The organism is Nocardiopsis sp. NPDC007018, assembly GCF_040635075.1.
Lineage (GTDB): Bacteria > Actinomycetota > Actinomycetes > Streptosporangiales > Streptosporangiaceae > Nocardiopsis.
The window spans coordinates 1-19,086 of sequence record NZ_JBEYHA010000076.1; the positions used below are offsets into that span (position 1 = coordinate 1).

The window sequence follows — 19,086 nt, forward strand, 5'->3', positions numbered from 1 at the left end:
CCTCCAGGACGATGCCGCGGTAGCCGTTGAGCACGTCCGGGTCGCTGCTGGTTCGTCCCCACCCCCCTTCGCGTCGCCCGCCGGTTCCGGGTCAGCCCCAGAAACCGAAGCCGTACAACAGGAAGTTGGTGGCCGCCATCGCGGCCAGCGCCAGCACCGCGCCCACCACGAACGAGGTCCGCAGCGAACGCACCAGGTACTCCAGCGACACCATGTTGTTCAGCAGGAAGTAGCCCAGCATCATCGCGTGCAGGAAACCGTCCACGCTCCACGGCTCGAAGGAGGAGACCGCCCCGGTCCACATGTCGGCCTCGGCCGTGAACCACGCCCACGCCAGCGCGGCCCCGTAGCCCAGGGGGATCTGGATCAGCGGGATGATCATCAGCGGCAGCAGCTTGACGAAGCCCCACAACCCCGGCTGGTCCGCGCGGCGCGCCTCGGCCTGGGCCCGGCGGGCGGCGTCCTGTTCGGCGCGCATCCGGTCCCGGTGCGCCCGCTCGGCCTCCTGGCGTCGCCGCTGCTCCTCCTGCTGCTCGTGGGACCGGCGCTGCTGATCACGCTGGCGCCGACGCTGTTCCTCGGCCCTGCGGTGCTGGTCCTCCTGCTGGCGGCGCGGGTCCTCGCGCTGGTCGCGGCGCCCGCCGTAGAGGTCCGCGTAGGGGTCGTCGCCGGCCGGGGCGCCCTGGGTCCCCTGAGGACTCTGGCCGTACTGCTGGGTCTGCTGGTACTGCTGGGTCTGCTGGTAGGGCTGCTGCTGCGTGGGCTGGAACGGTGACGTGGGAGGCACGCCCTGCTGCGCGCCCAGCACCGAGGTGGCCCCCGCCGAGGGGTCCTGCGTCCCGTACCCGCCGGGCGGCGCCACCCGGGTGGACTGGTCATCCCCGAAGGCTCCGGCCGCGGCCGCGCCCGCCGCCGCGCCCGCGGCACCGCCCAGCGCCGCCGCGCCCCCCGCCCCGAGGACCTCCGTCCGCTGGTGGCCGCCGGTCGCGCCGGGGTCACCCGCCGAGGTCACCAGGGCCTTGTTGACCTTGGCCACCTGCTCCTGCACGCCCGTCATGACCGCCGGGGGCAGCCAGGACGACCCCGCGGGCACGTCGCCCAGGTAGTCGAGGATCTCGCCCGGCCCCGGCCGCCCGCGCACGTCCTTGGACAGGCAGGCGGCGATCAGGTGCCGCAACGACTCCGGCACCGCGGACAGGTCCGGCTCACGGCTGATGATGCGCATGACCATCGTGGGCATGTTGCCCTCACCGAACGGCCCGGTACCCGCCGCCGCGAAGGCCAGCACCGCGCCGTAGGCGAACAGGTCGCTGGCCGGGGTGAGCTCGGAACCCTGCACCTGCTCGGGGCTCATGAACCCCGGCGTGCCGATCACCGACTGCGTGGCGGCGGTACCGTCGGTGGCCCGCGCGATCCCGAAGTCGATCACCCGGGGGCCGTCCTCGGCCAGGAGCACGTTGCCCGGCTTGAGGTCGCGGTGGATCAACCCGACCCGGTGGATCTCGGCCAGCGCCTCGGCCAGGCCCGCCGCCAGCACCCGCACGCTCGCCTCGGGCAGCGGCCCGTGGGCCTGCACCGCCTCGTCCAGGGGCAGTGAGGGCACGTACGAGGTCACCAGCCAGGGCACCTCGTCGTCGGGCCCGGCGTCGATGACCGGTGCGGTGAACGCGCCGCTGACCTGACGCGCCGCCGTGACCTCTCGGGCGAACCGCTGCCGGAAGGAGGGGTCGGTGGCCAGGTGCGGGTGGATGCGTTTGATCGCGACCGCCCGGCCGCCGGCCGAGCGCCCGAAGAACACCTGACCCATGCCTCCGGCGCCCAGGCGCCCGATCAGCCGGTACCGACCGACCCGCTCCGGATCAGAGTTCTCTAGCGGCCCCAACGTCCTCAACCTCCGGCTCTGCGGCGTCTTCCTACCGAACGGGGCCCCAGTCTAGGCCTTGGCCACCCCGCCCGGACCACCGTCACGACGTGTGATCCGCCCCGGTGCCCCGGGGTTCGCGCGAACCCGAGGGAAGTGCCGGTCAGCCCGGGTGGGACACGCGGGAGGCCACTCGGTGCCCCTGCGGGGGCGGCCCACGCGGCGAACGCGGCGACCCCCTGCGTGGTTCCCCTCTGGCCACTGACGGCCAACTCCGGCGTTCGCCCCGGACGGCGGCACTCCGACGCCTACGCTCGAGGGGTCACCGAGAGGAGTCACCAGCATGCGGACACTCGACACCCTCCGTATCGACGCACGGCTGCGTCTGGCCCACGGAGTGTCGTGGCTCACCGCCCAGAGCGGCGACCACCCCAGCCGCCTCCTGCACTGGCCCTGGCGGCAGAACCCCTACCCGACCTACGCGAGGATGCGCGCCCGGGGCCCGGTGGTCACGAGCCGGCTGCCCCTCCTGACCGCGACCACACGCGCCGCCGTCGACGAGGTGCTGCGCTCGCGCGACTTCGGGGTCGAGCCGCCCGGCGGCGCCGAGGTCCCCGAACAGTTCCGTGTCGTCGACCTCTCCTTCCTCCAGCTGGACCCGCCCGACCACACCCGGCTGCGCGCCCTGGCCCGCCCCGCGTTCAGTCCGCGACTGATGGCGGGCTACCGCGCCGAGATCGAGAAGATCACCGCCGAACTCCTGGACTCGGCCCTGAGCCGCGACGGGTTCGACCTCATGCGCGACTTCGCCCAGCCGCTGCCCATCGCGGTGATCAGCCGTTTGCTGGGCGTGCCCGAGCGTGACGACGCCGACTTCGTACGGATCGGGCACGTCATCGGCGGGGCGCTGGACGGCGCGGGATCGGCCCGCCACCTGGAACGCATCCGGGAGGCGACCACCGAGCTGGACCGCATCTTCGCGCGCCTGATGGTCGAACGCCGGGCCGACCCCCGCGAGGACGTCGTGTCCGCCCTGGTCGCCCGGCACGACGACGGCGAGCTGACCGCCTCCGAGCTGAGCTCGATGTGCCGGCTCCTGTTGGTCGCCGGGTTCGAGACGACGGTGAACCTCATCGGCAACGGGGCGATGGCGCTGCTGCGCCACCGCGACCAGTGGGATCGGCTGGTCGCCGACCCGGGGCTGGCCGCCGGGGCGGTGGAGGAGGTCCTGCGCTTCGACTCGCCGGTCCAGCTCACCGGGCGCTGGGCCCGCGCCGACACCGAGGTCCAGGGGGTGCCCGTGCGGGCCGGGCAGCAGGTCATGTGCCTGATCGGCTCCGCCAACCGGGACCCGGAGCACTTCACCGACCCCGACCGGTTCGACGTGACCCGGCCCGACGCCAGTGAGCACCTGTCCTTCTCGGGCGGGGCCCACTACTGCCTGGGGGCACCGCTGGCCCGTCTGGAGGGCGAGGTCGCGCTGCGCGCCCTGGCCGAGCGGGCGCACGGGCTGCGCCCCACCGCCGCTCCCACGCGGCGCGGCACCCTGACCGTGCGGGCCCTCTCCTCGTTCCCGGTCACCGCCGGGGGCCGGTAGCGGGTGGGGGCCGACGGGTCGGACGGGACCTCCCGGAGCCGGGGGCCTTCCACGGCGCGGGCGCGCACGCTCCTGTCCCTGGGGGCGGTGGGCGCAGTGGTGCTGACGGTGACGGCGGTGCTGGCGTGGGCCGTGCCGGGGTCGGAAGGGGGACCGCGCGGCGAGCTCCCGGGGCTGGCCCGGGCGCACGGGATCGCACTGGGTACCGCCGTGGCGGTGGACCCGCTGGGCGGGGACACCGCCTACCGGGAGCTGGTGAGCGGCCACTACACGTCGGTGACGGCGGAGAACACCATGAAGTGGCAGTACGTGCAGCCCGAGCGCGGCACGTTCGACTGGAGCGGGCCGGACGCCGTGGTCGGCTTCGCCGAGGAGCGGGGGCTGTCAGTGCGGGGCCACACCCTGCTGTGGCACAACCAGCTCCCGGACTGGCTGGCGGAGGGGTCCCTGGACGCCGGGGAACTGCGCGCGGTCACGCGTGAGCACGTCGACGCGGTGGTCGGCCGCTACGCGGGCCGGGTGACCTCCTGGGACGTGGTCAACGAACCCTTCGAGGACGACTCACCGCGACTGCGCGACAACCTCTGGTACCGGGCCCTGGGCGAGGACTACGTCGCCGAGGCGCTGTGGATGGCGCACGAGGCGGACCCCGAGGCGAAGCTCTACGTCAACGAGTACGGGGTGGAGGGCGGCGGCGCGAAGGCCGACGCCCTGTACGAGCTCGCGGCCGACCTGCTCGACCGGGGGGTACCGCTGCACGGGATCGGGTTCCAGGGGCACTTCGTGCACGGGAACGTGCCCGAGGACCTGGCCGAGAACATGCGGCGCTTCGCCGAACTGGGGTTGGACGTGGAGGTGAGCGAACTCGACGTGCGCATTCCCGAGCCGGTCGAGGAGGAGGACCTCGCGGCCCAGGCCGAGGAGTACCGGTACGTCCTGGAGTCCTGTCTGGCGGTCTCGCGCTGCGTGGGGGTGACGGTGTGGGGGGTGACCGACGCGCACTCGTGGATTCCCGAGTGGTTCCCCGGCTACACGGCCGCCCTGCCCTTCGACGGCGACTACACCCCCAAACCCGCGCTGGCCGGTATGGTCCAGGCGCTCCGCCGGGACCGACGGCCCCGCGGCGCTCGGGGCCGGGGCGTCCGGTAGGTACAGAGCCCGCGCCGCTTCCGGCACGCCCGGCCACGAGGACGAGGGAGGCGGCGGCACATGGTCGACGACGCCAGGCCGATCCCCGTCCCGTCCGCGCTCGCCGAGACCCTGCACCGGTACGTCGGGCCCGCGTGGGTGCGCGGCCTGTCCGGACTGGCCGCCCGCGGGTGCGAACAGTGGGCGCTACGGCCGACCGGAACACCGATGCACGGCGCCGTGGCGCTGGTGGTGCCGGTGGAGCGCGCCGACGGTTCCCCGGCCGTGCTCAAGGTCCAGCCGGTGGACGAGGAGACCGCGGGAGAGCCCGCCGCGCTCGCGGCCTGGAACGGTGACGGGGCGGTGCGCCTGCTGGAGCACGACCCGGGCACGGGGTCGATGCTGTTGGAGGCGCTGGACCCGGCCCGGAGGCTGGACACCGTCTCCCTGGACGAGGCGCTGGAGGTGGTCGGCGCGCTGTTGGCGCGGCTCGGTGCGCACCCCGCCCCGCCCGGACTGCGCCGGTTGGACGCCATGGCGCGGCGCATGGCCGACACCGCCGACGCGGTGGTCGCCGCGCACCGGGTGGACCCCGAGACGCGTGTGCTCCTGGCCCGGTGGGCGGGTCTGGCCCGCGACCTGTCGGCGGAGGCGGGCGATCGGCTGCTGCACTGGGACCTGCACTACGAGAACGTGCTGGCGGCGCCGCCCGGTGCGGCGCGGGGCCCGTGGCTGGCCATCGACCCCAAACCCCTGGTGGGGGACGGCGGCTTCGAACTGTTGCCCGCGCTGCGCGACCGGTGGGAGGAGGCCGAGGCCACCGGCGACGCCCTGAGGGAGGTCCGGCGCCGCTTCGACCTGCTCACCGAGGCGGCGGGGCTGGACCGGGAGCGGGCCCGCGCCTGGACCCTGGTGCGGGTCCTGGAGAACACCCTCTGGGAGATCGAGGACGGGGAGCGCCCCGCCGCCGGGATCGCGGGCGCCGTGGCGCGGGCTCTGGAGGGCTGACCACCGGGGACCGGGCGACCGTCACGGCGGGGGCCGCCCCTCCCCGTGTCTCCGAGGAGGGGCGGGGCGCGGTGCGTCAGCCGACCGGCCCGGCAGAGGCCCCCACCAGGTCCGCCGCGTCTGCGGCCGTCGACCGGGACGCGGTCGGGGTCCCCCCGCCCCTGCGGTGTTCGGTGGGCGTGGTTCCGCGCAGGCGCTTGAAGGCCGCGCTGAGGGCGAAGGCGTTGGAATAGCCGACGCGGCGCGCGATCGCCTCCACGGTGGTGTCGGTCCCACGGAGCAGGTCGGCGGCGCGGCCCACCCTCCAGTCGGCGAGGTAGGTCATGGGCGGCACGCCGACCAGCGAGCGGAAGTCACGGGCCAGGGTCGCGCGGGACACCCCGCACCGCTCGGCCAGCAGGGCCACCGTCCAGGGGTGGGCGGGGAGGTTGTGCATCAGGCGCAGCGCCCGCCCCACCACCGGGTCGTCCATGGCGGTGTACCAGGCGGGCGGACGAGCGCCCGGGCGGTCGAACCAGGCGCGCAGCATGGTGATCAGGGCCAGGTCCAGCAGGCGGTCCAGGACCAGTTGCTGGCCGGGGGCGGGACAGTCGATCTCGGCGGCGATCAGGTCCCGCAGCCAGTCGTGGCACTCGTCTCCCGGGACCACCAGGACCGGGGGCAGCGCGGAGACCAGGCGTTGGCTGAGATCGCCGGAGACCTCGTAGTAACCGCTCAGCAGGAGGTCGGCGGAGTCCGGGGCGTCGCCGTAGGTGCGCAGTCCGAGGTCGGCCTCCTCGGTGAGGGGGACGCCGTCCGGACCCAGGCAGCTGTTGCCCGCCAGGACGGTGCAGGTGACGGGGGCGTCGGCGGGGTGGGCGACGGCGTGGGACCCGGGGCCGCGCAAGATGGCGGTGTCCCCCTCGGCGAGCGCGACGGGCTCCCCCCGGTCCGGGACGATCCAGGCCCCTCCCCGCACCATGGTGACCAGGGTCAGGGGTGAGCCGTGGTCGAACCGTACCGACCACGGCGGGTTCATGACCGACCTGCTGAAGAGCGCCCCGCGGGCGCGGACTCCGTCGAGGAGGTCCGAGAGTGCGTCCATGCGTGCAGCGTAGACGATGGGATATCGGTGTGAGCTTCTGGGCCATGGATCGTCTCAGGCTTTCCCGGTTGAATCGTGGCCATGACAGAGAACACGGAGTACACGACGCGGCCGGTCCTGGTGACCGGCGCGACCGGGATGACCGGCCGCCGAGTCCTGGCCCGGCTGAGGGAGCGGGGCGTGCCCACGCGGGCGGCCTCCCGCTCCTCGGAGTGGGCCTTCGACTGGAGCGACCCGGCCACCTGGGACCAGGTGTTGGAGGGCGCCGGGGCGGTCTACCTGGTGCAGAACGACGTCGATCCGCGGACCCCCGCGTTCGTGGCGCGGGCGGTGGCCCACGGGGTGGGGCGGATCGTGCAGCTGTCGGCGCGCGGGGTCGACGTGCCGGGTTACTACGGCGACCGGGAGGACGCCATCGCACACCTGGTGGGAGAGGAGGCGGTGAAGGCCAGCGGGCTGGAGTGGACGGTCCTACGGCCGGGATGGTTCGCGCAGAACTTCAGTGAGGGCCTCCTGGCGGAACAGGTGCGCGCGGGGGTGCTGCGCCTGCCCACCGGGGCCGGAGCCGCCAGCTGGATCGACGCGCGGGACATCGCCGATGTGGCGGTGGCCGCGCTCACCGAGCCCGGCCACCACGGGCGCACCTACGTGCTGTCCGGGTCCCGCCTGCTGACCCTCGCCGAGGTGGCGGCGCGGATCTCCGCCGCTGCGGGGCGCGCGGTCCGCTACGAGCCGGTGTCGGTGGAGGAGTACGTCGCGGATCGGATGGGGCAGGGGTGGACCGAGGAGGAGTCCCGGGAGATGGCCATGGTGATCTCCCCCATCGAGCGGGGCAACGAGGCCGAGCTCACCACCGGGGTCCAGGAGGCGCTGGGGCGTGAGCCGCGCGACTTCTCCGACTACGTCACCGAGGCCTTCGAGCGAGAGGCGGAGCACGCGTGAGCGGGCACGGAGGTGACCGGAGGCCGGTCCTGGTGACCGGAGCGACGGGGATGACCGCCCGCCAGGTGCTGGCCCGGCTGAGGGAGCGGGGCGTGCCCGCGCGGGCGGCCTCCCGCTCCTCGGAGTGGGCGTTCGACTGGAGCGACCCGGCCACCTGGGACCGGGTGCTGGACGGGGCCGGGGCGGTCTACCTGGTGCAGAACGACGTCGACCCCCGCATCCCGGAGTTCGTGGGGCGCGCGGCGGCGCTCGGGGTGGGGCGGCTGGTCCAGCTCTCGGCGCGCGGTGTCGACGGCCACGAGTACTTCGAGAACGGGGGGCCGCACCCCTCGCACCTCCAGGCGGAGCGCGCGGTGAAGACCAGCGGGCTGGAGTGGACGGTCCTACGGCCGGGATGGTTCGCGCAGAACTTCAGTGAGGGGCTGCTGGTGGACGGGGTGCGCGCCGGGGTGCTGCGGCTGCCCACCGCCAACGGCGCGGCGACCTGGATCGACACCGAGGACATCGGTGCCGTGGCGGCGGCCGCCCTGACCGAACCGGGCCACCACGGGCGCACCTACGAGTTGGGCGGCCCCGGGCCCTGAGCCTGGAGAAGGCCTGCGCCGAGATCTCCCACGCGCTGGGGCGCGCCGTCCGTTACGAGCCGGTGTCAGAGGAGGAGTACGTGCGCGACCTCGTGGAACGGGGCTGGCCGGAGGCGGGGGTCGGGGAGATGATCGTGGCGCTCTCGGCCATCCGGCGCGGGCTGGAGTCCGTGGACTCCCCCGGGGTCCGGGAGGCGCTGGGGCGCGAGCCGCGCGACTTCTCCGACTACGTCGCCCGCACCTTCCACGAGGGGTGGGCACGCGCGTGAGCGGCCCGGTCCGGACCGCCACGTGACGCCGTGAGACTCCTCCTGCGACCCTGGTCGCGTCCGGTCCGGCCCTACCGGGGCCGGACCGGGCCGGACGCGACCGTTCCTACTCGGCGACGGTGATCCCCAGCGACCCCAGGATCATCCCGGCCTGCGCGGGGCCCAGGGTGGCTCCGCGCAGGAAACCGGCCTGGTGGAGCTGCAGCTCGCCCAGGTCCGCCCCGCGCAGGTCGGCGCCGGTGAACTTCGCGTTCACCAGGTTGGCGCCGCGCAGCCGCGACTCCTTCCACACCGTCTCCCGCAGGTCGGCCGAGGCCAGGTCCGCCTCGTCGAGCCGCAGCCCCTCCAGGGTCTGGCCGCGCAGGACCAACCCCTTGCAGCGGGCCAACATGAGGTTGCACTGCGAGAAGGAGTAGCCGATCCCCCGCAGCGAGGTGAGACCGGCTCCGGTGAGCCTGCATCCGGTGAAGACCGTGTCGGTGAGCAGTGCGCCCTGCCAGCGGGTGTTGGCCAGGTCCGTGCGCTCGAAACGGGTGTCCGTGCACTCGGTGTGCGCGAAGGAGGCCCCCGCCGCCGCTCCTCCGGAGAACACCGCGCCCTCCAGGACCGCGCGGTCCAGGCGGGCCCCGTCCAGACGGCAGTCGACGAACCGCGCGTCCACCAGGTGGGCGTCGCGCAGGTCGGCCCCGCTGAGGTCGCAGCGGGTCAGCACGCGGGGCGTGCCGGGATCGCGGGACAGCGCCTCGCGCAGGTCGTGCTCGGACAGGTCGGCGTCGGTGGTCTCGGGCTGGGCGAGAAGATCGGTGCTCACGCTCGCAGACCCTAGCGCCCGCCACCGACGGAAGACCGCCGGAACCGGGGTGTCAGTCCCGCAGTTTGAGCGCCAGGAAGAGGTCGACCCGGTGCTCCAGGCTGCTCAGGTCGCGGCCGGTGAGCTCCTCCACGCGGCCGATCCGGTAGCGCAGGGTGTTGACGTGCACGTGCATGGCGGCCGCGCAGCGCTGCCAGGACCCCGAGTGGGCCAGGAACCGCTCCAGGGTGTCCACCAGCTCCGAACGGTGGTCCCGGTCGTACTCCAGCAGTGGGCCGAGCAGCCGCTCCCGGTAGGAGGTCTGCACCTCCTCGGGCACCGAGGCCAGCAGGAGCTCGTGCGAGTCGATCTCCGCCCCGGCGATGACCCTCGACCGCCCGCCGCGCAGCTCGGCCAGGCGCCGGGCGTGGCGGGCCTCCACGGCGGCTCCCCGCAGCTCGGCCACGCCCCGCGCCGCCGAGCTCAGCCCCACGGCCAGCCGGTAGTCGAGCAGCCCGCCGTCGAGGACGCGGGCGCGGTGGACCAGCTCGGCGCGGATCTCCTCGGCCCGGGAGCTGGCCCGGTCCTCGGGACCGTCCACGGGGATCACGGCCAGGGCGTCGTTGTCGCCGGTGACCACGGCCCCGGGGTGGTCGGCCACGAGTTCGGCGACCACACGGCGCGCCAGATCGGGCACGCGCGGCTCGGGCAGCATCATGGCACTGACCACGACGTGCACGCGGTCGTCGGGTTCGGGGGCCCGGCCCTGGCCGGTGCCGCGCATGAGGGCGGTGACCTCGTCGAAGCGCTGGGCCGCCAGGAGCCGCGGAAGCCCCTCCAGGTGGCGGGCCGTGGTCAGGGAGCGCTCCTCGTCGCGACTGCGGGCCAGGACGCTGACGGAGACCAGTTCGGCCACCGCCTCGTGCTCCTCCTCGGTCCAGGTCTCGTGGTCGCCGACACACACGAGCAGCCAGGTGGAGAGCGGGTGCGACTCCTTGGTCCGGACGGGGACGACGGTCAGGGAACGCCCCTGCCCTCCCGCGGTGCCCCGGGTGGTGTGGGGAAACGCGGACCAGGTCAGGGCGCGGGCCGCGAGGTCCTCCCGCTCCTCGTTCGCGAGGGGCGGGCCGGACGAGGCGATGGAGCGCCCGCTGGCGGAGACCACCCAGGCGGTGATACCCGCCTGGCGGGCGGCGGAGGCGAAGGCGTCGGGGAAGTCCGCCCCCGCGGCGACCTCGGCCATGAGCCGGCGCTGGCGGTCCCTGGTCTCGGCGATGGTGGTGAAGCGTCGCTGGGTGAGCGAGCGCAGCACCTCCTCGGTGACCACGCCGAAGGAGGTCTCCGGGGGGATCTCGACGAGGGGGATGTCATGGGCCGTGCAGGCGGCGACCAGGTCCTCGGGGACCTCGCCCAGGGCGGTGCCCGCCCCCACCGCCAGGGCCCCCGCGCCGACCACCGAGGCCACGAAGGTCTCGGAGTCCTCGGGGCGGGTCCGCCACATCATGCCGGTGAGGACGAGTTCCCCGCCGCGCAGGTAGCGGGCGGGTTCGAGCAGGTCAGTGGTGTAGGCCCACCGGATGTCGCGGTGGGCGTGCTCCGCACCCGCCAGGAACCGCAGGTGCAGTCGCCTGACGGCGAGCAGCTCACTGATCTGCATGGACTTCCCTCTGTCGGTCGGGTCGGGCGGCATCCCCCGATGGTGGCTCCGTACCAGGACAGTGTGCCCCCGAACCGGGGCGGACGACGACAACCCGGGCGGTTCCGGGGCACTGTACGGGTACCGCTTGTAGGAAACGCCCAACGTCGGCGGTTCGTTCCGCCGCGTCTTCATGTCATCGACGGCTGGCCGGGCCTCCGGGCGGGGTGTTCTACTTCACAGCATCGCCCACCGACCAGGGGTCGCGACAGAATCGACCCGACCGGACCGCACTGCGCAGGACGAGGACGAGCATGGAATTCCTGAGGCCATCCACGCTGGTGGAGGCCCTAGAGGCCAGGAGCGCCCACCCCGACGGCGTGCCCATCATGGGCGGCACCGACGTGATGGTGGAGCTGAACTTCGACAAGCGCCGCCCCCCGGCGCTGATCGACCTGACCCGGGTCCCCGAACTGACCGAGTGGGGGGTGGACGGCGCCAGCACGCGACTCGGCGCCGGGGTTCCCTACACCAGGATCATCGAGCACCTGGCGGACCGGGCGCCCGCGCTGGCCCGCGCCTCGCGGTCGGTGGCCTCCCCCCAGATCCGCAACCGGGGCACGGTCGGCGGCAACCTGGGCGGTGCCTCCCCCGCGGGCGAGGCGCACCCCCCTCTGCTGGCCACCGACGCCGAGATCGAACTAGCCTCGGTGCGCGGCACGCGACGGGTCCGGGCCCGTGACTTCTACCTGTCGTTTCGCACCACCGCCCTCCAGCCGGACGAGCTGATCACGGCGGTCCTGCTGCCCGAGGCGGCCGGACCGCAGCAGTTCGCCAAGATCGGCACCCGCAACGCCATGGTCATCGCGGTGACCTCGTTCAGCCTGGCCCTGGACGCCGAGCGGCGGACCGTGGGCACCGGGATCGGGTCGGCCGGGCCGACCCCGCTGCGCTCGGAGGCGGCCGAGGAGTTCCTGGAGTCCGAGTTCGACTGGGAGGACGGCCGTCCCCTCACGGAGGCCGTGGTGCGCCGCTTCGGCGAGCTCGTGGCCGCCGCCTCCCGCCCCATCGACGACCAGCGCGGCACCGCCGAGTACCGCAGGCACGCCCTCTCCGTCATGGCGCGCCGCGCACTGAGCTGGTCCGTCACCGACTACCGGAAGGAGTCCGCGCGATGCGCGTGAATCTGAACGTCAACGGTGAGGACGTCACCGCCGACGACGTGTGGCCGGGTGAGAGCCTGCTGTACGTCCTGCGTGAGCGCCTGGGCCTGCCGGGCAGCAAGAACGCCTGCGAACAGGGCGAGTGCGGTTCGTGCACCGTCTACTTCGACGGTGTGACCGCCTGTTCGTGCATGATCGCCGCCGGGCAGGCCGAGGGGCGCGAGGTGCGCACCGTCGAGGGCCTGGCCCCAGAGCGGGGCAAGGGCGGCGAGCGCGCCCTGGGCGTGGTCCAGGAGGCGTTCGTGGAGGCGGGCGCCGTGCAGTGCGGGTTCTGCACGCCGGGTCTGCTCGTCCAGACCGACGACCTGTTGGAACGCACGGTGGGCGCGGGCCTGGGCGCCCCCGGGGACGCCGAGATCCGCGAGGCGCTGGCGGGCAACCTGTGCCGCTGCACCGGCTACGAGAAGATCATCGACGCCGTGCACCTGGCCGCCGAGCGCCGCGCCGACGCCGCCGACGGAGCCCGGTCATGAGCCGCACCGTGGTCGTCGAGGGCGCGCACGTGGTGACGGTGGACGGCGCCGAGCACGCCGACGGGCACGTGGTGGCCCGGGACGGCGTGATCACCGCCGTGGGGGCGGGACCGGCCCCACGGGTGGAGGACGGGGCCGAGCGGATCGACGGGCGCGGCTGCGTGGCCACTCCGGGTCTGGTCAACACCCACCACCACCTGTACCAGTGGGCCACCCAGGGGCTGTTCACGGACGGCACGCTCTTCGAGTGGCTGGTGGGCTCCTACGAGATCTGGCACCGGCTGGACGCCGACGTGGTCGCGGGGACCACCTCGGCCGGACTGGCCCACCTCGCGCTGTCGGGGTGCACCACCGCCTCCGACCACCACTACATCTACCCCGCCGGGCGCGGTGACATCGTCGCCGCCGAGGTGGAGGCCGCGCGCGAGGTCGGTGTCCGTCTGGACCTGGCGCGCGGTTCCATGGACCGCGGGCACAGCCAGGGCGGCCTGCCGCCGGACAGCGTGGTGGAGACCCTGGAGGGCGCGCTGGCGGGTACGGCCGCGGCGATCGACGCCTTCCACGACGCCTCGGCGTCGTCCATGACCCGGGTCGCGGTGGCGCCCTGCTCGCCGTTCTCGGTCTCCCGGGAGCTGATGACCGGCGCCGCCGAGCTGGCCCGGGACCGGGGTGTTCGCCTGCACACCCACCTCGCCGAGACCCTCGACGAGGAGGAGCAGTGCCTGGCCGAGTTCGGGTGCACCCCGGTGGAGTACGCGGAGAGTCTGGGCTGGCTGGGCGAGGACGTGTGGTTCGCGCACGCCGTGCACCTGTCGGACGCGGCGATCGGCCGGATGGCGGCCACGGGCACCGGTGTGGCGCACTGTCCGACCTCCAACGCCCGTCTGGGCGCCGGGATCTGCCGCGTGCCCGAGCTGCTGGAGGCCGGGGTCCCGGTCGGCCTGGGTGTGGACGGACCGGCGTCGAGCGAGCTGACGGGGTTGGCCGGGGAGATGCACCAGGCGTTGCTGATGGCCCGCGCCCGCAGGGGTCCGCAGGCGCTGTCGGCGCGGCGATCCCTGGAGATGGCCACCCTGGGCGGCGCCCGGGTGCTGGGCCGTGACGCGGAGCTGGGTTCGCTGACCGTCGGCAAACAGGCCGACCTCGCCCTGTGGCGGGTGGACGGGTTCGGCCACGACGTGATCGACGACCCGGTGGTGGCCCTGACCTTCGGCCCCGTGCCCGCGCTGGAACGGCTCCTGGTCGGCGGGAACACCGTCGTCGACCGGGGCGAGCTGCGGACCCTGTCCGCCGAGACCGCCGCCGCGCGGGGCCGTGCGGCGCACCGATCCCTCACCCAGGAGGCGAACCTTCGATGACGGCCACGACCACGACCGTGACCACGGACCTGTCCAGCACCACCAAGGACGGTGTGGGCGCCAGCCCGCGCCGCCCCGACGGCACGCTGAAGGTCACCGGTGAGTTCGCCTACTCCTCTGACCTGTGGATGGAGGGCATGCTGTGGGGCGCGACCCTGCGCAGCCCGCACCCGCACGCCCGCATCCTGGGGATCGACGTCACCGAGGCGCTGCGGGTACCGGGTGTGGAGGCGGTCCTCACCCACGAGGACGTGCCCGGGGCCAAGCGGTACGGCCTTGAGTACCAGGACCAGCCGGTGCTCGCCTTCGACAAGGTGCGTTACAAGGGGGAGGCGGTGGCCGTGGTGGCCGCCGACCACCCGGAGACCGCGCGCCGGGCGATGGAGCGGATCAGGGTGGACTACGAGGTGCTGCCCCCGGTGAGCGACCCGGTGCGGGCCGCTCACGACCCCGGGTACCCGCTCGTGCACGAGGAGGGCGACCTGCCGGTGCACGAGGAGTACCGGCAGAGCGGCAACAGGGTGCGCCACCAGCCCATCCGCACCGGCGCCTTCGTGGCGGCCGCCGAGTCGGAGGAGGGTGCCCGCGAGGCGTTGGAGCGGCTGCGCGCCGAGGCGGACGCGGTGGTGGCGACCGAGTACGAGGTCGGTATGCAGGACCAGGCCTTCCTCGGCCCGGAGTCGGGGATGGCGGTGCCCGCCGAGGACGGCGGCGTGGACCTGTACGTGGCCACGCAGTGGCTGCACGTGGACCAGAAGCAGATCGCCCCGGCCCTGGGCCTGCCCCAGGACAAGGTGCGCCTGACCCTGGCGGGCGTGGGCGGCGCGTTCGGCGCCCGCGAGGACCTGTCGATGCAGATTCACGCGGCCATGCTGGCGCTGCGCACCGGCAAGCCGGTGAAGTTCGTGTACAACCGCGAGGAGTCCTTCTACGGCCACGTGCACCGGCACCCGGCCCGGATGCGCTTCGAACACGGCGCGAGGGCGGACGGCACGCTGGTGTACGCCACGCTGGAGATCATCGTGGACGGCGGCGCCTACGCGTCGGCGACCCCGGCGGTGGTGGGCGTGGCCTCCTCGCTGGGGATCGGCCCCTACGAGGTCCCGAACGTGATGGTGGACGCCTACGGCGTGTACACCACCAACCCGCCGTGCGGCGCCATGCGCGGCTTCGGCGCGGTGCAGGCCTGTTTCGGCTACGAGTCGCAGATGGACAAGCTCGCCGCGGAGCTGGGCATGCACCCGGTGGCGCTGCGGGTCAAGAACGCCATGGCGCAGGGCTCCCGGATCATCACCGGCCAGGAGATCGACATGCCGCTGCCGATGGTGGAGATGTTGGAGCGCGCCCGCGACCTCCCGATGCCGGTGGAGCGCACCGCCCTGGAGGACCCGGGCGACCAGCGCACGCTGCCCGGGGGCGTGGCCGGGACCACGCGCGGCGAGGGCGTCGTGCGGGGTGTCGGTTACGGGGTGGGTCTGAAGAACCTGTGCTTCTCGGAGGGCTTCGACGACTACTCCACGGCGCGGGTGCGCCTGGAGATCGCGGGCGGGGAGCCGGTGGTGCTGGTGCACACGGCCGCCGCCGAGGTGGGTCAGGGGCTGGTGACGGTCAAGGGGCAGATCGCCCGGACCGAGCTGGGGGTGGAGCGGGTGGCCATCGCGCCGTCCGACACCCGGGTGGGTTCGGCCGGCTCGTCCTCGGCCTCCCGGCAGTCGTACATGACCGGCGGGGCCGTGAAGCTGGCCTGCGAGGCGGTGCGCGCCTCAGTGTTCGCTCTGGCGCGTGAGCGCGGGATCGTCCCGGAGGAGGTGCCCGACGCGGAGCTGTCGCTGTCCGGGGGCAAGGTCGTCGCCGAGAGCGCGGGGGCCCTGGTGTCGCTGGCCGACCTGCTGGGCGAGTCGGCGAGCGGCGGCACGGTCGTGGAGGAGACCCGCGAGCACCACCACCGCCCCACCGAGATGCTCGACCCGACCCTGGGACAGGGGTCCTCGCACACCCAGTTCGGTATGTGCGTGCACCGGGCCGTGGTGGATGTGGACGTGGAGTTGGGCTTGGTGAAGGTGGTCGCCCTGGACGCGGTCCAGGACGTGGGCCGGGTGCTGCACCCGCAGCAGCTCGCGGGCCAGATCCAGGGCGGTTCGGCCCAGGGACTGGGGCTCGCGCTGATGGAGGAGATCCAGGTCAGGGACAGCGAGATCCGCAACCCGTCCTTCACCGACTACCTGATCCCGACGATCCTGGACATGCCGCCGATGCGCATCGACGTGCTGGAGCACCCGGACCCGCACGCCCCGTACGGGCTACGCGGCGCGGGCGAGCCGCCGACGCTGTCGTCGACTCCGGCGATCGTGGCCGCGGTGCGCGACGCCACCGGGCGCGCGCTGACGCACGCGCCGGTGCGCCCGGAGGACATCGTGGGCATCCCGCTGTGACCGGGAGCCCGCGCGGGTGAACCGGGAGGGGCGGCGCGGTGGCGCCCGCCGCCCCTCCCCCTCAGTCGCCCGCCCCGGAGGTCCGACGCCCTCGGCGCCGGGGCGGGTCGTCGGGCCTGACGGGCCCGACCCCTACCCATGTTTGACTACGCCAAGTAGCAAACCCCCCACGCGCGGCGACACGCCGTGCTCATATCCCTCCAGGAGGGGACGTGACCGAATCCCATGGCACCGGCGCGCGGCCGAACCCGCGCCCCGGCGCGGATCGATCCTGGCTCGACCGGTTCTTCTTCGTCTCCGCACGGAACTCCTCCTTCACTCAGGAGGTCCGCGGCGGACTCACCACCTTCATGGCGATGGCCTACATCATCGTCCTGAACCCCATCGTCCTCAGCCAGGTGGCCGACGTGAACGGCGACCACCTCTCGGCCGGGCAGCTCACCACGATGACCGCTCTGGCCGCCGGGCTGGTCACCATCATGATGGGCGTGGTGGGCCGCGCCCCCATCGCCTGCGCGGCCGCGCTGGGCGTGATGGCCGTCGTCGCCTACCAGGCGGCGCCCGTGATGGCCTGGCCCGAGGTCATGGGCCTGGTCGTGTGGCAGGGCGTGGCCATCATCCTCATGGTCGTCACCGGCGTGCGCACCGCCGTGATGAACGCGCTCCCGCACGACCTCAAGCTGGCCATCGGGGTCGGCATCGGCCTCTTCGTCTCGCTCATCGGCCTGACCAACGCCGGGTTCGTCAGCGCGGGCGAGGGCGGTGGCCTGCTGCAACTCGGCTCCGAGGGCGGCGGGGGCCACCTCGACGGCTGGCCGATCCTGGTCTTCGTGGTCGGGCTCGTACTGGCCAGCGTGCTGCTGGCCCGCAACGTCCCCGGGGCGATCTTCTACGGGATCGTCGGCGCGACCGTGCTCGCCGTGGTCCTGCACGCGGCGCTGCGCCTGGACCCGGACTCCTGGGGAGGCGGCATACCCGCGCTGCCCTCCAGCCCCGTGTCCACCCCCGACTTCGGCCTGCTGTTCCAGGTGGACCTGTTCGGCGCGTGGACCACGGCCGGACCCACCACCGCCGGGATCATCCTGTTCACCCTGGTCCTCGCCGGGTTCTTCGACGCCCTGGGCACGATCCTGGCGATCGGTACCAAGGCCAACATCGCCGACCGGGACGGGCAGATGCCCCGGGTCAACCAGATCCTGGTGACCGACGGCGCCGGGGCGGTGACCGGCGGCCTGACCAGCTCGTCGGCGACCCTGGTGTTCGTGGAGTCCACGGCGGGGGTGAGCGAGGGGGCGCGCACCGGCCTGGCCAGCGTGGTCACGGGTCTGCTGTTCCTCAGCGCCGTCTTCTTCGCACCGGTGTTCGGCATGGTTCCGGCGGAGGCGGCGTCGGTGGCGATGGTGCTGGTCGGTGCCATGATGATGATGCACGTGGGTCAGATCGCGTGGTCGGACGTCTCGGTGGCCGTCCCCGCGTTCCTCACCATCGCGATCATGCCGTTCGCGTACGACATCGCGAGCGGGATCGGTGTGGGGATCATCGCGTACACCGTCGTCCGGTCGGCGCGGGGCCGCTTCCGCGAGGTCGGCTGGCTCATGTGGATCATGAGCGCGGTGTTCGCCTTCCACTTCGCGATGCACGCCCTGGGTCTGTAGCCACTGCGGGGCGGGGTGGGTTCGGCGTCCAGGCGGGGCGGCCCCGCCCCGCGGAGGGGTTCACGGGGTCCTCGTGGAGGGGCGGGGCGACCGGGTGATGTCCCCGGCGCGGTCCGGCGGCGGTAGAACGCGACCGGCGCCGTGTGCGTCTCACCGGTCGGGCCGAGACCGGCCCCGCCCGACCCGAAGCGAAAGAGGCCCCCGTGTCCCCCACCCCCGTGCCCACCGAGATCGGCGGCTACCGCCTGCTCAAGGAGGTGGGCCGGGGCGGTTTCGGCTCGGTCCACCTCGGCGAGGACGCGCGGGGGACCCGGGTGGCGGTCAAGCTGCTGCACGTGGGCCCCGGAACCGACCCCCGCTTCCGTGAGCTCTTCGCCCGCGAGGTGGAGGCGGCCCGGAGGGTCAGCCCGTTCTGCGTCGCCCGGGTCCTGGACGCCGATCCGCACGCCGCTCAGCCCTGGATCGTCAGCGAGTTCGTGGACGGCCCGACCCTGTCCCAGGACGTCCGCCGCAACGGTCCGCGGACCGGGACCGACCTGGACCGGCTGGCGGTACCGACGGCCACCGCGCTGTCGGCGATCCACGCCGCCGGGGTGGTGCACCGCGACCTCAAGCCGAGCAACATCATGCTGGCCCCGGACGGACCCCGGGTGATCGACTTCGGGATCGCGCGTCCCTTCGACGAGGCCACCTCCCTGACCGCCAGCGCGGTGATCGGCACCCTCCAGTACATGGCGCCCGAGCAGTTGGAGGACGGAGCCAGGCTCACCCCCGCCCTGGACGTGTACGCCTGGGGCGCGGTGATGGTCTTCGCGGCCACCGGCCGGCCGGTCTTCAACGCCGGGAGCCAGCGCGCGCTGGTCAAGAGCGTGCTCGTGGACCACCCGGACTGTTCGGCCCTGCCGGAGCCCCTGCGGGGGATCGTCGAGCGGTGTCTGAGCAAGGAGCCCGGGCAACGGCCCGGGGCGCGTGAGCTGGTCGACCAGCTCACCGGGGTGACCGGGACGACCGGGGCCCCCGCGGACCACGCCCCCGTCGCCCGGACC

14 protein-coding genes and 1 pseudogene are annotated in these 19,086 nt (G+C 73.7%); 11 read left to right on the forward strand and 4 right to left on the reverse strand.

What is annotated here, in order from left to right; translation table 11 throughout:
• Window positions 1-91 precede the first annotated feature (91 nt).
• Complete coding sequence (locus tag ABZ635_RS25415) at window positions 92-1,882, reverse strand: serine/threonine-protein kinase (protein ID WP_357769523.1); 1,791 nt, start codon at window positions 1,880-1,882, stop codon at window positions 92-94.
• A 322-nt stretch (window positions 1,883-2,204) separates the two neighbouring features.
• On the opposite strand from ABZ635_RS25415, the gene ABZ635_RS25420 reads away from it, so the two are divergent.
• The 3 genes from ABZ635_RS25420 to ABZ635_RS25430 all read left to right on the forward strand — a co-directional run bounded on the left by ABZ635_RS25420 (window position 2,205) and on the right by ABZ635_RS25430 (window position 5,594).
• Window positions 2,205-3,458, forward strand: a complete 1,254-nt coding sequence (locus ABZ635_RS25420; RefSeq protein WP_357769524.1) for a cytochrome P450 — start codon at window positions 2,205-2,207, stop codon at window positions 3,456-3,458.
• A gap of 96 nt (window positions 3,459-3,554) precedes the next feature.
• Window positions 3,555-4,607, forward strand: coding sequence for an endo-1,4-beta-xylanase (locus tag ABZ635_RS25425; protein ID WP_357769545.1), 1,053 nt, complete (start codon window positions 3,555-3,557; stop codon window positions 4,605-4,607).
• A 60-nt stretch (window positions 4,608-4,667) separates the two neighbouring features.
• Window positions 4,668-5,594 (forward strand): aminoglycoside phosphotransferase family protein, encoded by a 927-nt coding sequence (locus ABZ635_RS25430; RefSeq protein WP_357769526.1) that lies wholly within the window; start codon window positions 4,668-4,670, stop codon window positions 5,592-5,594.
• Window positions 5,595-5,670: 76 nt separating this feature from the next.
• On the opposite strand, the gene ABZ635_RS25435 is transcribed toward ABZ635_RS25430, so the two are convergent.
• Complete coding sequence (locus ABZ635_RS25435) at window positions 5,671-6,678, reverse strand: AraC family transcriptional regulator (protein WP_357769528.1); 1,008 nt, start codon at window positions 6,676-6,678, stop codon at window positions 5,671-5,673.
• A gap of 81 nt (window positions 6,679-6,759) precedes the next feature.
• Here ABZ635_RS25435 and ABZ635_RS25440 point away from each other — a divergent pair, with 81 nt between their 5' ends.
• Both ABZ635_RS25440 and ABZ635_RS25445 read left to right on the forward strand, forming a co-directional pair.
• Entirely contained in the window at window positions 6,760-7,620 is an 861-nt protein-coding gene (locus ABZ635_RS25440) for an NAD(P)H-binding protein (RefSeq protein WP_357769529.1), read from the forward strand.
• A gap of 50 nt (window positions 7,621-7,670) precedes the next feature.
• A pseudogene (locus tag ABZ635_RS25445) lies at window positions 7,671-8,473 on the forward strand (NAD(P)H-binding protein).
• Window positions 8,474-8,579: 106 nt separating this feature from the next.
• Here ABZ635_RS25445 and ABZ635_RS25450 read toward each other — a convergent pair.
• Both ABZ635_RS25450 and ABZ635_RS25455 read right to left on the reverse strand, forming a co-directional pair.
• Window positions 8,580-9,284 (reverse strand): pentapeptide repeat-containing protein, encoded by a 705-nt coding sequence (locus ABZ635_RS25450; RefSeq protein ID WP_357769531.1) that lies wholly within the window; start codon window positions 9,282-9,284, stop codon window positions 8,580-8,582.
• Between the two features lie 52 nt (window positions 9,285-9,336).
• Complete coding sequence (locus ABZ635_RS25455; RefSeq protein WP_357769533.1) at window positions 9,337-10,920, reverse strand: PucR family transcriptional regulator ligand-binding domain-containing protein; 1,584 nt, start codon at window positions 10,918-10,920, stop codon at window positions 9,337-9,339.
• Window positions 10,921-11,213: 293 nt separating this feature from the next.
• Here ABZ635_RS25455 and ABZ635_RS25460 point away from each other — a divergent pair, with 293 nt between their 5' ends.
• The 6 genes from ABZ635_RS25460 to ABZ635_RS25485 form a co-directional block, all read left to right on the forward strand.
• Window positions 11,214-12,083 (forward strand): FAD binding domain-containing protein, encoded by an 870-nt coding sequence (locus ABZ635_RS25460; protein WP_357769535.1) that lies wholly within the window; start codon window positions 11,214-11,216, stop codon window positions 12,081-12,083.
• The gene (locus tag ABZ635_RS25465; RefSeq protein ID WP_357769537.1) at window positions 12,074-12,595 is read left to right on the forward strand and encodes a (2Fe-2S)-binding protein; all 522 of its coding nucleotides are present in this window, start codon (window positions 12,074-12,076) and stop codon (window positions 12,593-12,595) included. Before ABZ635_RS25460 ends, ABZ635_RS25465 begins: the two co-directional genes overlap by 10 nt.
• Complete coding sequence (locus tag ABZ635_RS25470) at window positions 12,592-13,953, forward strand: 8-oxoguanine deaminase (RefSeq protein ID WP_357769538.1); 1,362 nt, start codon at window positions 12,592-12,594, stop codon at window positions 13,951-13,953. The genes ABZ635_RS25465 and ABZ635_RS25470 overlap by 4 nt, the downstream gene beginning before the upstream one ends.
• Window positions 13,950-16,385, forward strand: coding sequence for a molybdopterin cofactor-binding domain-containing protein (locus ABZ635_RS25475; protein ID WP_357769540.1), 2,436 nt, complete (start codon window positions 13,950-13,952; stop codon window positions 16,383-16,385). The genes ABZ635_RS25470 and ABZ635_RS25475 overlap by 4 nt, the downstream gene beginning before the upstream one ends.
• A gap of 212 nt (window positions 16,386-16,597) precedes the next feature.
• Entirely contained in the window at window positions 16,598-18,040 is a 1,443-nt protein-coding gene (locus tag ABZ635_RS25480) for an NCS2 family permease (RefSeq protein WP_357769542.1), read from the forward strand.
• A 203-nt stretch (window positions 18,041-18,243) separates the two neighbouring features.
• Window positions 18,244-19,086, forward strand: an 843-nt coding sequence (locus tag ABZ635_RS25485; RefSeq protein WP_357769543.1) for a serine/threonine-protein kinase, incomplete at its 3' end; no start/stop codon positions are given.

Excerpts from the sequence above, each read along its gene's own strand:
- ABZ635_RS25435 (WP_357769528.1), bottom strand. The coding sequence starts at position 6,678 with ATGGACGCACTCTCGGACCTCCTCGACGGAGTCCGCGCCCGCGGGGCG.
- ABZ635_RS25420 (WP_357769524.1), top strand. The coding sequence starts at position 2,205 with ATGCGGACACTCGACACCCTCCGTATCGACGCACGGCTGCGTCTGGCC.
- ABZ635_RS25460 (WP_357769535.1), top strand. The coding sequence starts at position 11,214 with ATGGAATTCCTGAGGCCATCCACGCTGGTGGAGGCCCTAGAGGCCAGG.
- ABZ635_RS25475 (WP_357769540.1), top strand. The coding sequence starts at position 13,950 with ATGACGGCCACGACCACGACCGTGACCACGGACCTGTCCAGCACCACC.
- ABZ635_RS25465 (WP_357769537.1), top strand. The coding sequence starts at position 12,074 with ATGCGCGTGAATCTGAACGTCAACGGTGAGGACGTCACCGCCGACGAC.
- ABZ635_RS25470 (WP_357769538.1), top strand. The coding sequence starts at position 12,592 with ATGAGCCGCACCGTGGTCGTCGAGGGCGCGCACGTGGTGACGGTGGAC.
- ABZ635_RS25440 (WP_357769529.1), top strand. The coding sequence starts at position 6,760 with ATGACAGAGAACACGGAGTACACGACGCGGCCGGTCCTGGTGACCGGC.
- ABZ635_RS25430 (WP_357769526.1), top strand. The coding sequence starts at position 4,668 with ATGGTCGACGACGCCAGGCCGATCCCCGTCCCGTCCGCGCTCGCCGAG.
- ABZ635_RS25455 (WP_357769533.1), bottom strand. The coding sequence starts at position 10,920 with ATGCAGATCAGTGAGCTGCTCGCCGTCAGGCGACTGCACCTGCGGTTC.